Origin of the sequence: Psychrobacter sanguinis, from assembly GCF_020736705.1 — a bacterium.
Lineage (GTDB): Bacteria > Pseudomonadota > Gammaproteobacteria > Pseudomonadales > Moraxellaceae > Psychrobacter > Psychrobacter sanguinis.
On sequence record NZ_CP085990.1, the window covers coordinates 1362875 to 1378427 of the forward strand.

The following is a 15553-nucleotide window of genomic DNA, read 5'->3' on the forward strand; positions in this document are numbered from 1 at the left end:
CAACTCATATCTATACCCCCTTTGCTGACGACAATAGCACGATGGAACCACCTGATCCCTTCTCGAACTCAGAAGTGAAACATCGTTGCGCCAATGGTAGTGTGGTTCGCCCATGTGAGAGTAGGTCATCGTCAGCTCCCTATACCTTAAAAGCCCCCATTCATTTCTGAATGGGGGCTTTTTTTATGTCTGGGTTTTTAATTGGCTAGCCATACTATTTGCTTTGATAATATGGCTTATTTATTGGCTAATGACCTTAAATATATATCGCACTGTCCAAAAAGCTAAATAATAGCTACTCAATAATAGAAGAAACATAATTAAACTGATTATCCCGCCTTAGTCTATATAATTGAGGACTATCTGACTGGCTAAATTTTAAGCTTTTTACTTCATTTTATCTATTTGGTCTATATTCAATGTCCATCGACTTATCTAATACCCTTATCGTTGCAATCTCTGCTACCGCACTTTTTGATTTAACAGAATCAGAGCAATATCGTGAACAACAGCTTAAGGAAAACCCTAAAGAAGCAACAAAGTTGTTTCGCGAGTATATGCAACAACATGAGAACGACCCTTTAGAAATAGGTGCCGGATACCCGTTAATTCAAGCCATATTAAATCTCAATAACTGTGTGGAAACAACTTCTGAAGACAGTTATGAAAAAAATGCCCCATTAGTGGAAGTGGTCATTATCTCGAAAAGTTGCCCCGAAACTGGGATTCGAGTATTAAACGCCATTCGTCAACGTGGCTTATGTATTACCCGTTCAGCATTTATCTCTGGTGGTCAGGTTGCTGATTATATTGCTGATTTCAAAGTAGATTTATTTTTAACCACCAATCGAGAGGACGCACAAAGTGTTGCCGATGCTCAGATTTGCGCCTGTGCTATTTTAGATGCCACACCGGTTAATACCTTTAAATTAGATACGGATCAACTGCGTATTGCTTTTGATGGCGATGCAGTACTATTTGATGATTCTGGGGAATTGCTGTATAAACAAAAAGGATTAAAAGCATTTCACGATAGGGAAGCAATGATGGCAGACCTGCCTATTGAGAAAGGTCCGTATGCTGATTTATTGATAAAGCTGTCACACTTACAAGCAAGGTTGCCTCATCTAGAAGATTTTCAGCCCATTCAAATTGCTTTAGTAACCGCCCGAAATGCGCCCGCTGACTTACGGGCTATCAAAACCTTGCGGCAGTGGGGCGTTTCAGTAGATGTGGCGTTTTTCTTAGGCGGTCTCGAGAAAACTTCTGTTCTAAAAACCTTTGCCCCGCATATTTTCTTTGATGATTCGATACAACATATTGATGCAGCGAGAAATTATGTACCTACTGCTTTGGTCCCTTATCATTCTACTTCTAAGCTATACAAGCACACTTGGACGCCAATAGACAGCTAACGCTGTGGTGCTTTCTACTTGGATTGGGCTAGGGTAAGACGACTGACTCGTATCTAATGACAATAGGGCAAGCCCTATTCTATGGCGACCATTATGAACTGGCAGAAAATATTTAACTTGATTAAGCACCGTATTGGCCAAGTAGTGGGGCTTTATGGTTTTGTGTTAATTCCCATATGGGTAATGTATTTTTTAAACAGCACCGTATTATTTAATTACTGGAATGCGTTGGGGATTATTCCACGTACCTTAAGTTTAAATAGCTTAATAGGGGTAACAGCCTCTTGGACCATGCATGGGAATTTTGCACATTTGATGGGCAATTCACTTATTTTGGTACAAATATTATTTTTATTCGGGTTGTTTGAACGTAATGCCTATCGCACCATAGTGAAGCTTATTCTTGGTTCTGGCCTAATGACATGGGGATTAGGCTCTCCCTTTTCTATACATATTGGGGCATCAGGACTGATATTCGCAATGCTCGGCTATATGGTAGGTGGTGCAGTTTTTGCAAAACGTTGGGGTTATTTGTTGGCGTGCATAATAATGGGTGCCAGCTACTGGTTTATCTTAAAAGAAGGGCTAATGCCACAATCAGGTATTTCGTTCGCTGCTCATTTTGGCGGACTGTGTGTGGGTTTATTAATTGGGGCAAACTCAAAACATTATTATACTAAAGGTAATTAAGCCAGTATTAATATCGTTAAGGTTGAGTATGTTGGGCATCAACCTTGAAAATTTGTTACACTAGCACTTATATATGCCTTGTATTATCCATCCTAGATTTTGGCGGATAATGGTAGGCTTTTGTTAGTTTGTAGGGAGTAGATGCATGGCAGAACGTTCAGCCAAGCAGTTAGGGTTAAGTAAGGCGGATTTACCCAATTCGATAATTGAAGTTATAGCCACGCTAAGTAAAGCGGGTTTCGACGCGTATATTGTTGGTGGTGGGGTCCGTGACACACTTTTAGGATTAAATCCAAAAGATTTTGATGCCGTAACTGATGCAAGACCGCATGAAGTGAAAGACTTGTTTGGCAAGCGTTGCCGTATTATTGGGCGTCGTTTTCAGTTAGCACATGTGTATTCAGGCCGCGACATGATTGAAGTGGCCACTTTTCGTGCGCCACCGAGTGGTGACGCACATACCACCAGTGATGGTATGATTGTCCGCGATAATGTCTGGGGTGACATCCATCAAGATTTTGCCCGCCGCGACTTCTCAATCAATGCCATGTATTATGAGCCTTTAAAAGGCGTGGTCTATGATTTCTGTGATGCACTAGACGATATCAAAAATAAAACTCTAAGATTATTGGGTCATGCCCCGCTTAGAATTGAAGAAGATCCGGTTCGTCTACTGCGTGCTTTGCGATTTAAGGCCAAATTGGGCTTTGAGTTTGACGCAGATTTGTCAGAGCAGTTTCATGATGATAATTGGGCATTATTAGATCAGGTTTCTCCGCATAGATTGTATGATGAATCGCAAAAGATGTTTACTGGCGGTTATTTGGTACCTTTATTGCCTCTTTTATTTGAGTATGGTGCGATCCGCCATCTGATTATATATCCGCCTGAGCAGCCAAGTCGATTGGTGAATCAGGTAGCGATTAATACTGATAAGCGTATTGCCTTGGGCAAAAGTATTAATCCTGCCTTTTTCTATGCTGCGCTGCTATGGGAAAATTATCTGCATCAACTGGCTAAGTTTAAAAAGAAAAACATGCCATTCCATGATGCACAACTACAAGCGGCCAGTAAAGTTATTGACCGTCAGCGTATTAAGACAGCAATTCCGCGTTTTGCTGAACAGTTTATCCGTGATATTTGGATTCTTCAGCCTAAGCTTGCCAATCCACGTGTGAAACAAATTGCACAATTGGCTGAACACCCTCGATTTAGAGCCGCTTTTGACTTCTTATTATTGCGTGAACAGTGTGATGATGAGTTGAACCCGTTGTCTGAATCGACCAATGGTATGGGCGAGTGGTGGCAAACCTATCAGACTTTATCAGAGAAACAAAAGCAGCAAGCTATTGATGACTTCGCCGGTGACAGTCGCCGTGGGGCAAGTAAGTCAAGTCGTAACCGCGGCCGTAGTCGCAACCGTCAGGAAGATAAAAATGGCTTGGTTGATACGGACCTAGGTCAACAGTCAACGACGCCTAAAACGGCAAATAGCGGAATAGACTACGCACCCAAGCCTCCTAAACATAAAGTAGATAGTCACTCAAAATCAGCGACATTGTCCACTCAAGACAAACATTATGCCGAAGAAAGAGCACAGCTTGAAAAGCTTTCATTAGGAAGGTTGGTGGGTGAACAGTTGACTAAGCAAAATCAGCCTAGTCCTTTGTTTACTATTAATGCGGACAAAATGGCCAAGCAAGTGCCTCAGCAGTCTGATATAGACAAGCAAGTTGAAATAAATAAGCAGACTGAGAAAGACCGAGCGACTGCCATTAAAGAACAGCAGTCATCTCAAAGTGAGTCACCCGCCAAAGCCAAAGTGTCTTCAAAGTCTCATAGTGCCACTAAACACAGTGCTGAAAAAGTGGTTTCTTCTCAGCTTGTGGTTAAGAAGGATGTGGTGCTATTGCCAAAGGCAGAGCCTATACCTAGTAAGCGTCGTCGTCGTGAACCGAGCCAAGAGTTGTCTCAATCTGAACGACTACAGGCGAACCAGAGTAAAGCAGTTGTTAATACTGAGAAGTTACCAGAATCAAAGCCAGAAGCTGTAAAGGATTTTGCTGAAGACAAAGCTAAAGCGCCTAAGTCGAAGAGTAAAGCCAAACAAGCTGTGGCAGCTGTTACCGATAAAGTTATACCCAAAAGCGATCGAGTGCCAGCCACTCGCCGTCGCCGTGAGCCAAGCTCTACCTTAAGTGTGAGTGAAAGAGCGACCAGCGAAACAAGCCAGTCGTAGTCTATTATTAGGGTGAAGGTAAAAGTTAATATGGAGCAAGTATCGAATAGCGAAAACTCTAAACGCTGTTATCTTGGCTTGGGGGGAAATCTTACCAATGAGCTTGGTACCCCGAGTCAGCATATTCAAACTGCTATTGAAAGTTTACAGGCTCACCCTAGAATTACGCAGGTAAAAGCCTCTTCACTTTATGCCTCTAAGCCCATGGGGCCACAAGATCAGCCTGATTTCATTAATGCAGTAGTCGAAATCGATACCACATTGACGCCGCATGATTTGCTGAGCTTTTGTCAACAATTAGAGCAGCAAGCCCAGCGTGTTCGATTGCGTCATTGGGGAGAACGCAGCTTAGATGTGGATGTGTTGTTGTATGCAGACGAGTTTATAGATACTGAGACACTAAAAGTCCCACACCCTGGCATCACACAGCGTAATTTCGTTTTAATCCCTTTGTCTGAGCTAAATCCTACCCTTGCAATTAATAAGGTACCCATTACTGATTTGGCGCAAAGTCAGGATTGGACGGGGTTAACTCGACTGCCCTAGACGGCTAGATTTCAATATTTACTTTGATAGCCTTTGTTATTTACCTACTTATCTTTAGGTGGCCCTTTATGATTACCTTATCCACATTAAATAAATACAAAAAAGATGGTCGTAAGTTTAGTTGTCTGACTTGCTATGATGCGATGTTTGCAAAAATGATGCAAAATGCTGAAGTAGATACCATCTTGATCGGGGATAGCTTAGGCATGGTAGTGCAGGGGCATGAGTCTACACTGCCAGTGACTGTTGAAGACATGGTATATCATACGTCTAATGTAGCCCGTAGTAACAAGCATGCTTTAATTCTGGCAGATTTGCCTTTTATGAGTTATGTGACTTTAGAAGATGCCATTGCCAATGCTAGGAAGGTAATGCAAGCAGGCGCTCAAGTTGTGAAGCTTGAGGGTGGAGCAGAGCTTGTCGATATTGTAGCTGCCTTAACAGCCGCAGGTACCCCAATCTGTGTTCATTTAGGTCTAACCCCGCAGTCGGTAAATGTCTTTGGGGGCTATAAAGTACAGGGTAAAACGGAAGACAGTGCTGCCAAATTAATGGCAGATGTTAAAGCGGTTGTCGAAGCCGGCGCTGCGATGATTTTGATTGAATGTGTGCCAGCTGCTTTAGCCAAAAAGGTTACTGAGTCCGTTAGCGTTCCGGTCATTGGCATTGGGGCAGGGGCAGATACAGATGGTCAGGTGCTGGTTATGCACGATATGTTAGGAGTGACTCAAGGCAGAGTGGCACGCTTTGTCCATGACTTTCTAACAGATGAACGCAACCAAAACAGCGAATATGCCGGTAGTGTAGAAGGGGCTTTTGCCTTATTTCACAAGTCCGTCATAGAAGGGAGCTATCCTCAGCTTGAGCATCAATTCACCTAGTACTCATTAGTTGGATCGCTTTTTTAGAAAGTCTATCTTATTTGGAAAAGCTCATTAATTTTAGTAACTGTTTGGGTTCGTTAAGATTATTTTGGATAACAGTATGACCACCACCTTTAAATCAATTAAAACGCTACGTGATACTCTTAAGCCGTTAAGAGCCGATAAAAAAATAGCTTTAGTTCCGACCATGGGCAATTTGCATGAAGGTCATATCTCTTTGGTTAAGTTGGCCAAGCAGCATGCGGATATTGTGGTGGTCAGTATCTTTGTCAATCCCACACAGTTTGGTGTTGGTGAAGATTTGGACAGTTATCCCAGAACCTTGAATGCCGATACTCAAAAGCTTATAGAAGCAGAAGCGGACTATATTTTTGCGCCGACGGTTGAAGAGATGTATCCCATAATGCCACCGCCTACCCAAGTGCTGGCAGGTAGCATTAGTCAGCAACTGTGTGGTCAATCACGCCCTACTCACTTTGATGGTGTGGGAATTGTGGTTACTAAGTTATTCAACATTGTGCAGCCAGATGTGGCTATCTTTGGTGAAAAAGATTATCAGCAATTGGCTATTATTAAACAATTGGTGCGTGATTTGAGCTTTGATATACAGATTATCGGCGGCCCTATTGTTCGAGCTGAAGATGGTTTGGCATTGTCTTCACGTAATCAGTATTTGACAGACAACGAGCGAGCGATAGCTCCAGAGCTTCATAAAGCTGTCCTAGATTTGGCGGTCAAATTAGAAAATGCAGAAGCCAACAGTATAGAGTCATTACAAAGTCTTATTGATACTAGTATTGCAGAAATTAATGCTAAAGGTTTCAAAGTAGATTATTTAGCAGTGAAGAATCAAGATTTGACTGAAATTATGGATTTTAATGGACCGCAAGAGTGGGTGATAGCAGTAGCGGCTTGGCTAGGTAAAGCGCGGTTACTAGACAATCAACAGGTTGTGGTTAACAAATAACGACCGTTAACTTTCGCCGTAGAGTTTCAGCAAAGCTTGAGACTGTAGACTAACGGGTACAGTGGGTTTGTGTTTTTAAGTGTGGTATTGTGATAAAAGTTCAAAGCAGGATTTCTTTGTTTTTATGGCAGTATTTATAGCCTCATAATAGGGTAGGGAGTTTTCCGTATGTCTGCTATGCAGTCAGAGGTCGAAGCAAAACAACAGCTAATGCCGACGCAATCCTCAGTAGAAGTACTTATCGTTTCAGGTCGTTCTGGTTCAGGTAAGACCTCAGTGCTTAATATTCTAGAAGATTTAGGTTATTACGTGATTGATAATATGCCTTTATCTTTGCTACCCGCTGCCGCTCAAAGGCTAACGGAAGACAGTAATATCAGTAAGTTGGCGTTAGGCGTGGATATACGAACCTTAGCGGCGGATTCTGCTAACTTTAAATATATCTATGAGCAGTTGCTGAGCACTTATGGGACTGACAAAGTTAAAATTATTTATCTTACTGCTCAAGAATCTGTATTGGTGGCCCGCTTTGCTGCCACGCGCCGGGTACACCCGTTAATGGCGATGGACAGATACGATGTCAAAAATTTACCCAGTGCTATTAAAAGAGAAACTGAAACACTAGGGCCGATTTCTAGCAATGCCGACATAATCGTCGATACCAGTACTCTTAATATCCATCAGCTCAAAGAGCGAGTACGTGAGTATGTCGGTATTGATAATCAAATCACAGTAAATTTGCTGTCTTTTGGGTTTAAATTTGGTGTTCCAATCGATGCTGATTTCGTTTTTGATGTACGTATTTTGCCTAATCCGCATTGGAATCCTGAATTACGGGTAAAGACCGGTACAGATGCTGAGGTAATTGAGTTTTTTGCTCAGTTTCCAGAAGTAAATGACATGCAGCAAGATATTTATACTTTTTTGAACCGTTGGCTGCCTGAATTTTTACATAACAACCGTCACACAGTAACCGTGGCTATTGGGTGTACAGGCGGTAAGCATCGTTCAGTATTTATGACAGAAACCCTGTTTGCTAGATTGTCACAGAGCTTACCTTATGAGTTGAAGGTTATGGTGAAGCACCGTGAAAAATTACACTGGGGGCATTAATTGGCATTAAAGAACATCAGCAAAGCACAGCAGTGAACTGCTGCTTTTTACTACTGCCACCCCCTATTTTTATGTTTAATAATTTGAGAGTTTTATGATTGATTGGTCCGAACACGATATGCGAGTCTCTCGCACTGAGCTGAAGAAGGCGCACGAGCGTTTGCAACAGCTGTCTGTGCCTTTGGCAGCATTATCGAAAAAGCAAATGAAGAAATTGCCAGCAACAGAGTACTTTTTGGCTGAGTTGATGGCTTTGGCTGATATTACCAGTGCCACTGCTCGTAATCGCCAAATTAAGCGAGTAGGTAAGCTGATTAGTGAAGAAGATCGTCATGCTTTAGTAGACGCCTTATTTCAGATTCGCTTTAGTAAAGAGCAAGCAGTCAAAATTGAAGGCTGGTATACGCGCTTAAATATCAATGATGAAGGCACCTTAAAACAGTTTTGTAAGCAGTTCAAAGCAGCTGAGCGTAATAGTTTATATCAGCTTCTATTATGGATTGAATATGCAAAGCACACGAATGATGACGAGCTACTCCAAGAGTCAGAAACGGACTTAATGAGTTATATCAAAGAAGTCGCTATCTTAACTCAGTTGGATTAGTTCTCAGCTGGATTAAGTTTAGATATCAAGCACTTGTATCACATCATAAGCAGGCGTCTCGTAAGGGTGCGTCTGCTTTAATGTTTTTATAACGTCGTTTATTTTGTCTTCAGCCACCACCATTTCTACTCGCCACTCGGGCACTTCTTCAATGATATTTTGCTTACCGATATGAGGTTGGCTGCCTGCCATGGGCATGAATTGTCCAGTGCCTTTTACTTGCCAACAGCAATGAGAGTAGTTACCGATATGGCCAGCCCCTGCTTCAAATAAAGCATGTTTCACTTGCTCTATAGTGAAAGAACTTATAAACTGTTACAAAGCCAAAGAAAATAAAAGAACAAAGTATCGATACAATGCAGACGCCAGTCTTTACGTTTACGCTTGATCCAAGCCCAGGCTTTTTCGATGGGATTTAAATCTGGGCTATAAGGTGGTAGCCATAAAATACAGTGTCCTGCATCATTAATAAGCTCTTGAATATCAAGTCTTTTATGGAAGGTGGCGTTGTCCATAACAACAACGCTATTCTTAGGTAGGTTTGGCAGTAGCAATTGTGTCACCCAGCTATAGAAGACGTCGGCATTGACATTACAATCATAAAGGCCAATAGCGAATAGTTGATTATTGTGAATAGCACCGATAGCATTAGTTTGATTCTTTAGTTGTCAGTTATAACTGCCAAAGCACGGTTTGCCTTTATAGGAATAGCCGTGTGGTCGATTCTCATGAGACTTAAAACCACTTTCGTCTAAATAAATAATAGCTCTATCGCTTTCTTCAAACTCAGACAGTTGTTCAAGAAATAGACGCCTTAGATTGTCATCTGCTTTAGGGTGTTTTAGTGTCTTTTTTTTGAGTAATGCCGATACGCTTGAGAGCTTTTCCTATGCCTCTGTCGCTACAGTTAAATCGCCTTGCTCGTTCATAATGATAGTCATCAGGATAGGCTTTGACATCTGCTATAAGGGCATCGTTGTCTATCTTACTAGGGATTCGTTTGCATTGTTTGCGCTCAAGCCGTTTCTTCCAGTTTTGTATACTGGTTGGGCTAATTTGATACTCTTCGGCTAACTCCCGAAAGCTGTAGCCTTCGTCAAGTTTGCTAAGAATCATTTGTCGGTAGTCTTTTGAATATGCCATAAGTTTTAGTGTACCACTTTATTCGTTCTTTGACTATAGATTGGCCTCTGGAATAAAGACAGTAAGTTTATACATACCTATTTACCTTATGATTAGAGATAACAATATAACTGGAGATAGCCGTTAAGATAAAGCATGGGTCACAATTTTGCGATAAAAACTATTCTAGATAGCGCTTATTTTAAATATCGCTTGGTTTAGATATAGCAAAGCCGACTATGATTAAATCATAGTCGGCTTTTTTTATCCAAGTATTATAGAGTAGACTTAGCCAATTAATTAGTTAAGTGGCACACCAATACGCTGAGCCACTTCTTCATAAGATTCGATAACGTCACCTAGGCTCTGACGGAAGCGATCTTTGTCTAATTTTTTCTTAGTTTCTTTGTCCCAGATACGGCAACCATCTGGTGAAAACTCGTCACCCAATACAATACGGTCTTGGAATACGCCAAACTCAAGTTTGAAGTCAACCAACATTAAGCCGCCCGCATCAAATAACTCTTTTAACACATCATTAACTTTGAAAGTAAGTTCTTTCATTTTATCCAATTGTTCAGGTGTGGCCCAGCCTAGAGCGACTGATAAAGATTCATTTACCATAGGGTCGCCTAGGGCATCATCTTTGAAGAACAATTCGTAAGTTGGTGGTGTAAGTGCTTGACCTTCTTCTAGACCAAGACGACGCACTAAGCTACCTGCCGCAAAGTTACGTACCACGCATTCTACAGGGATCATGTCTAAACGCTTAACCAATACTTCGTCATCAGAAAGCTGCTTTTCAAAATGCGTTTCGATACCCGCTTCATCAAGCTTCTGCATAATGAAGGCATTGAAACGGTTATTGACTTGTCCTTTGCGACCTAATTGCTCGATACGCTCGCCGTTAAAAGCAGAAGTATCATCACGGAAGTGAAGGATTAAGTAATCTGGATTTTCTGTTTCATAAACAGATTTGGCTTTGCCTTTGTAAAGCAGGTCTTGTTTTTGAAGCTGCATGATTTAAGTCCTATGCATATAGCTATCTGACAAAATCTGTCAGAGTAACTAAAGGGGGTTTTAAAAGAGTAGAGTGGGAAAACCAATGTTAAAGCGGATGTTATTGGTCCGCTTTATTATTGGTTGGCACTTGACGATAAGGAGGCGGTAGTTCAAAACGCTTGCCCGACTCGTTTTCTGTTTTAAGTGTATTTACACCCACAGCTGGGGTGGGGTAAAGAGGAATAAAAGGAGCTGCTTCTTGATCGGCAGGTAATTCAATAGGATCAAGCTTTTCTGATTTTTGATAAGCTAAGCTGCCATCATCAATACGGCCGAATGCCCCTTTAGTGGCTTGGCATCCTGATAAAAAAGCAACGCTGGTCGCACCAATCACCATTACCTGAATTGCTGTCAGCAATTTGGTTTTGATTGAAGACTGTGAATTTTTTGCAAATTGAATATGGTGCATGGGTCATCCTTTGTCAGCTCTAAAAACATTGTGACTTATTTCTCAATGTTAAATAGCTGGTATTCAAAAATACTAAGAGTCGAAATACTGAGAGTCAAAAGTATAGAAATCAAAAATACTGCGAATCAATAGGCGGTACTAGTCGGGCAGCACTAATTACACAGTACTAATCGATTAAACCTGCTGCACGTAAGCCTGCATCTACTTGGCTATGGTATTGTTCACTTAACCAAACCATTGGCAGACGAATGCCTTTTTCAATCTTGCCCATTTTGTTTAAAGCATATTTCACAGGAATGGGGCTTGATTCAACAAACATTAGTTTGTGTAGTGGCTCAATAGTAGCATGTACCTTAGTAGCCGTTTCAAAATCACCTTTTAAAGCAGCGGTAAATACGTCGCTCATCGCTTTAGGCACAATATTGGCGGTCACAGAGATGTTGCCTTTAGCGCCGTGCTTCATAAGCTCTAAAGCAGTACCATCATCTCCTGATAGAACCACAATACGGTCTCCTAACGCTTCAATAAGCAGCTTGCCACGTTCTACAGACCCGGTGGCATCTTTAATAGCAACGATATTTTCAATGTCTGCCAAGCGCTCGACAGTTTCTTGTGCAATATCTACCACAGTACGGCCGGGCACATTATAAAGCATTTGTGGCATATCTACAGCTTCAGCAATCGCTTTATAGTGTTGAAATAAGCCTTCTTGAGTGGGCTTGTTGTAATAAGGCGCAACCAACAAGGCACAATCGGCTCCTGCTTCTTTAGCTTCTGAGGTCAAATAGATGGCTTCTTTGGTGTTATTAGCCCCGGTACCGGCGATGACAGGAATACGACCATTCACATGCTTGACGAAAAAGTGAATCACATCACTGTGTTCTTGCATGGACAGTGTAGCCGACTCACCAGTGGTACCGACGGCAACCAAGCAATGTGTTCCTTGCTCAATCTGCCAATCGATTAAATCAGCCAAACGAGGATAATCCACGTCACCATTGGCTAGCATAGGCGTGACTAAGGCAACCATGGAGCCTTGTAATTGGGTTTTGAAATCAGAATAAGGGTTACTCATAATATTGCCTTGTTATTTTGAACTAAAATTATTTCAATATCTTAGCGTGTTTATTTGTCTTATCAATTTCTTTGAGAGAATTGGAGTCTATAAATTCGTTTGATATCCAGTTTAATAGTTGGGTATGCAAAATCAAACAAAAATAATCAGCGTTATTGACAGTACCTAAGCTCAACCAACCCTATTAAAGCGCAACCAATCGTGTTTGAAAATTATTAAGCGTCAATGCTTTTAAAACATTCTTTGTTTATCTGCAATCGACTGACCCTATTATTCTGATTCTTAATTGTAGATATCAAAAATTATAGGCATCAAAATAGGCTTCACGGTTAAAAATTGCAATTAGTGTAGCACATTCCTGCTCACGCAATCATTAACCTATTTTACGTCTAAATGACGCTGTGTGATACCTCACATTTAATAAAAAACATGAATAAAAAGTGAATTCCTTGCCTTAAAGTTCATCTTTTTATACAAATACCGTCCGGTAATATCATTACATTACAGCAGGCTCACTTTCTTTTACAAACAGTAGTTACCTAGAGCGGGGGAGTATGCTTTAATAAAAAGACTGACAACGACCACGACAATAGATAATAAACTCTTTAAAGGATTAGTATACATGAGTAATAACAGCATAAAAAATACCGAACGTAAATACGATATCGTCTTATATGGAGCGACCAGTTTCGTTGGCCAATTAGTGGCTGCTTATCTGCAAAAGTTCTTGGCTAAAGACGGTGATAGTGAGGGTGCCAATAACAGTAAAGACAATGATAGTGAAGACGGATTAAGTACGTCTAATGCCGTCAACTGGGCCATTGCCGGACGCAATGAAAAAAAGCTCAATCAAGTCAAGCAAGATTTACAGAACAGCGAACTTGCCATACTCATTGCTGACAGTGAAGATGAAGCTAGTCTGGATGAGATGGCTGCACAGAGTCGAGTGATTATCTCCACCGTAGGGCCTTATTTAAAATATGGTGAGCCATTGATTAAAGCCTGTGCAGAAAATGGCACTGATTATGTAGACTTGACCGGCGAAGCACTATTTATCAAAAACATGTTGGATAAATATCAACAAACCGCCAAAGAGTCAGGGGCACGCATTGTAAACTCTTGTGGCTTTGATTCTTTGCCTTCTGACTTGGGCGTGCTATTTACCCAACAATGTGCACAGCAAAAGTTTGGCGAATATTGTGAAACTATTAATATGCGGGTTAAAGCTGCCAAAGGTGGGTTATCGGGTGGGACAGTGGCCTCTATGGGGACCATCTTTGAAGAACTAGGCCAAGACAAGTCGCTACGTAAACAGCTATCAAATCCTTACATCTTAAACGATGATGACAATCGTCCCAATGTGCGTCAGGCCAATGTGAGCATTCCACAATGGGATGCTGAGAATAATCGCTGGCTGGCCCCTTTTATCATGGCGTCTATTAATACTCGCGTGGTACACCGTTCTAATCAATTACGTGACTATGAGTATGGTCGTGAGTTTAAATACGATGAAGCAATGTGGCTGCCAGCTGGTCTGAAAGGACGTTTAATGAGTTATGGCATGACCGCGGGTATTGCTGGATTTGCAGCAGGTATGATGTTCAAACCCAGTCGTGACTTACTAAATGATCATATATTACCCAAGTCAGGTGATGGCCCTTCTAAATCTGAGCGTGATAATGGTTACTTTGATATCCGGTTCTTTGGGTATGCTAATAATGGTAATAAGGTATTGACCAAGGTTACAGGTGATAAAGATCCTGGTTATGGCAGTACTTGTCAGATGCTGGCTCAAAGTGCCTTATGTTTATTACAGGATATTGATAAAGGTGATATTGGAGGCGGCTTCTGGACCCCAGCTTCTTCTATGGGAGACGCTTTAATTGATCGTTTACAACAGCATGCAGGTATCAAGTTTGTCGATATTTCAGCTTAGTTAGATATTAGGTATATGGCATGAATAGATTTTAGTGATTCTATTCGGGGTGCTTTTGTCGCTAACTTTTATATTCATATCGAATAGCAAGTACGAGATTATGCAATAAGCCCGCTATTGGCATAGACTGAGACAAACCATTTGAAAAAGCTGCTAAAACATTTAGCAGCTTTTTTTGGTTGTTTTTTCAGTGGCTCTTTTTAGAAGCTTTTTTCATCGCTATATTTTTTGATAATAAAACTTTATTAAGAAATATAGGCTTATAAATAAATCTAACAAATTTTTAAAGCTATCCATAATATTAAATAGTAGAAAGGTAGTATTCACGTATCTAAATGTTGCAGCAGTACATAACGCTACATTTTGTTAGAGTATTTAAACACCTATAAGAAATAAAAGCATTTATTCTATGTTTAGAAAGTAAATCAACGAATGATAGTTTTTTAGTGAATGTTGGTAAGAAATTTTTAGCGATAATTAGAAACTACAAGATAAGATTAATAATTTCAATTGCTGATTCAACGGGTTAATTATTCAACAAGTTAATCAGTACAACAAGTTAATCAGCAACGCCTAATAAAACTGTGATTCATAATTTTTTTAATGGATACTTATAGAGGATGTACTATGAAACTTAATATTTTAACCGCGACTATGTTGGCTTCAGGCATGGCAATTTTTGCCACTTCAGCGAATGCTGCGGTAACCACAGACAAACACGGCAACGTAGGCTACGATAGTTATGACGAGTGTGTCGCTGCTGTAAACTCTGGCGATGCTAAATTTTATACCCCTTATACTTATCAAAAGCCTAAGTTGTGGAAGGGTGAAGCCTCTGTGAAAAAGATGGCCCTATCTGAAGTAGAAATTCCTGAAAGCGTGTCAAACGATAAATCTTTTAAGACAAGAGACTATGAAGCCGGTGCGTGCGACCGCGGTGTGGGTCAATCAAAAGGTCGATATGGTGTCTCAGGCGAGTTAGTAGGTAAATATGTACCTATTGCTGCAGATATGCCCGTAAATGTCTATATGGACCGCGCAGGCAATCCAGTACGTATCACTATGCAGCAATGTGACAACCATTTTAGCAGTAACTTCCCGATGCCAATCGTGAGTGAAGCGAAAGCGCCAGACGCTGAAGTACAGATTGAAGAGAAAAGAGACATGGAAGTAGTCACTACCTCTGAAACTCGTACGGTTCGCCGAGTGGCCAATAATAATACGGCTCGTCCGACGACTTACAACGTAAAAGAAGTCCTCATGGTACCTAGTGATCAAGTAAAACAATTGCAAACCAACACTGGCGATACCGCTATTGCTATTCAAAACCAGCAACGAAATGCGGTTGTCGTTGGTGAAGAAGCAGGTGATGAAGTGCTTGAAAATATACAGCGCCCAACTGAGGAAGTCCCTGTATACGTTGTTCCTAAAGTACAACAGCCCACTACTATTGTTCAATAAGCTAGACTTTTAGAATCTAGACTCTTAACA

At 41.0% G+C, this 15553-nt stretch carries 15 protein-coding genes, 1 rRNA gene and 1 pseudogene; 11 read left to right on the top strand and 6 right to left on the bottom strand.

What is annotated here, in order from left to right; all coding sequences use genetic code 11:
* Positions 1–23 precede the first annotated feature (23 nt).
* The 9 genes from rrf (at position 24) to yjgA (ending at position 8458) form a co-directional block, all read left to right on the top strand.
* Positions 24–137: ribosomal RNA gene (gene rrf, locus LK453_RS05785) — 5S ribosomal RNA — on the top strand.
* A gap of 282 nt (positions 138–419) precedes the next feature.
* Entirely contained in the window at positions 420–1415 is a 996-nt protein-coding gene (locus tag LK453_RS05790) for a 5'-nucleotidase (RefSeq protein WP_201538463.1), read from the top strand.
* A gap of 93 nt (positions 1416–1508) precedes the next feature.
* Positions 1509–2105 (top strand): rhomboid family intramembrane serine protease, encoded by a 597-nt coding sequence (locus LK453_RS05795; protein ID WP_201538461.1) that lies wholly within the window; start codon positions 1509–1511, stop codon positions 2103–2105.
* A 145-nt stretch (positions 2106–2250) separates the two neighbouring features.
* Complete coding sequence (pcnB, locus tag LK453_RS05800) at positions 2251–4344, top strand: polynucleotide adenylyltransferase PcnB (protein WP_201538459.1); 2094 nt, start codon at positions 2251–2253, stop codon at positions 4342–4344.
* A 30-nt stretch (positions 4345–4374) separates the two neighbouring features.
* Complete coding sequence (folK, locus tag LK453_RS05805) at positions 4375–4890, top strand: 2-amino-4-hydroxy-6-hydroxymethyldihydropteridine diphosphokinase (protein ID WP_201538457.1); 516 nt, start codon at positions 4375–4377, stop codon at positions 4888–4890.
* Positions 4891–4958: 68 nt separating this feature from the next.
* Positions 4959–5771 carry a 3-methyl-2-oxobutanoate hydroxymethyltransferase gene (gene panB / locus LK453_RS05810; RefSeq protein WP_201538455.1) on the top strand — a complete coding sequence of 271 codons (813 nt, stop codon included), beginning with the start codon at positions 4959–4961 and terminating at the stop codon, positions 5769–5771.
* Positions 5772–5874: 103 nt separating this feature from the next.
* Positions 5875–6741, top strand: coding sequence for a pantoate--beta-alanine ligase (gene panC, locus LK453_RS05815; protein WP_201538453.1), 867 nt, complete (start codon positions 5875–5877; stop codon positions 6739–6741).
* A 168-nt stretch (positions 6742–6909) separates the two neighbouring features.
* Complete coding sequence (rapZ, locus tag LK453_RS05820; RefSeq protein WP_007395836.1) at positions 6910–7854, top strand: RNase adapter RapZ; 945 nt, start codon at positions 6910–6912, stop codon at positions 7852–7854.
* Positions 7855–7948: 94 nt separating this feature from the next.
* On the top strand, positions 7949–8458 hold the full coding sequence (gene yjgA, locus LK453_RS05825) for a ribosome biogenesis factor YjgA (RefSeq protein WP_007395835.1): 510 nt from the start codon (positions 7949–7951) through the stop codon (positions 8456–8458).
* A gap of 18 nt (positions 8459–8476) precedes the next feature.
* Here yjgA and LK453_RS05830 read toward each other — a convergent pair whose 3' ends face one another.
* The 6 genes and pseudogenes from LK453_RS05830 to dapA form a co-directional block, all read right to left on the bottom strand.
* Positions 8477–8752, bottom strand: coding sequence for an NGG1p interacting factor NIF3 (locus LK453_RS05830; protein ID WP_320157811.1), 276 nt, complete (start codon positions 8750–8752; stop codon positions 8477–8479).
* Between the two features lie 11 nt (positions 8753–8763).
* Positions 8764–9105: pseudogene (locus LK453_RS05835) on the bottom strand (transposase); the annotation flags it as partial.
* Between the two features lie 184 nt (positions 9106–9289).
* A complete protein-coding gene (locus LK453_RS05840) occupies positions 9290–9601 on the bottom strand; it encodes an IS630 transposase-related protein (RefSeq protein ID WP_201541622.1) in 312 nt (103 codons plus the stop codon).
* A gap of 279 nt (positions 9602–9880) precedes the next feature.
* Positions 9881–10600 carry a phosphoribosylaminoimidazolesuccinocarboxamide synthase gene (gene purC, locus LK453_RS05845; protein ID WP_007395833.1) on the bottom strand — a complete coding sequence of 240 codons (720 nt, stop codon included), beginning with the start codon at positions 10598–10600 and terminating at the stop codon, positions 9881–9883.
* Between the two features lie 100 nt (positions 10601–10700).
* On the bottom strand, positions 10701–11051 hold the full coding sequence (locus tag LK453_RS05850; RefSeq protein ID WP_007395832.1) for a hypothetical protein: 351 nt from the start codon (positions 11049–11051) through the stop codon (positions 10701–10703).
* 166 nt (positions 11052–11217) lie between these two features.
* Positions 11218–12126, bottom strand: coding sequence for a 4-hydroxy-tetrahydrodipicolinate synthase (dapA, locus tag LK453_RS05855; RefSeq protein WP_201529525.1), 909 nt, complete (start codon positions 12124–12126; stop codon positions 11218–11220).
* Positions 12127–12748: 622 nt separating this feature from the next.
* Here dapA and LK453_RS05860 point away from each other — a divergent pair.
* Both LK453_RS05860 and LK453_RS05865 read left to right on the top strand, forming a co-directional pair.
* Positions 12749–14062 (top strand): saccharopine dehydrogenase family protein, encoded by a 1314-nt coding sequence (locus LK453_RS05860; protein WP_201541620.1) that lies wholly within the window; start codon positions 12749–12751, stop codon positions 14060–14062.
* Between the two features lie 627 nt (positions 14063–14689).
* The gene (locus tag LK453_RS05865; protein ID WP_201538430.1) at positions 14690–15523 is read left to right on the top strand and encodes a hypothetical protein; all 834 of its coding nucleotides are present in this window, start codon (positions 14690–14692) and stop codon (positions 15521–15523) included.
* The last annotated feature ends 30 nt before the right edge of the window (positions 15524–15553 follow it).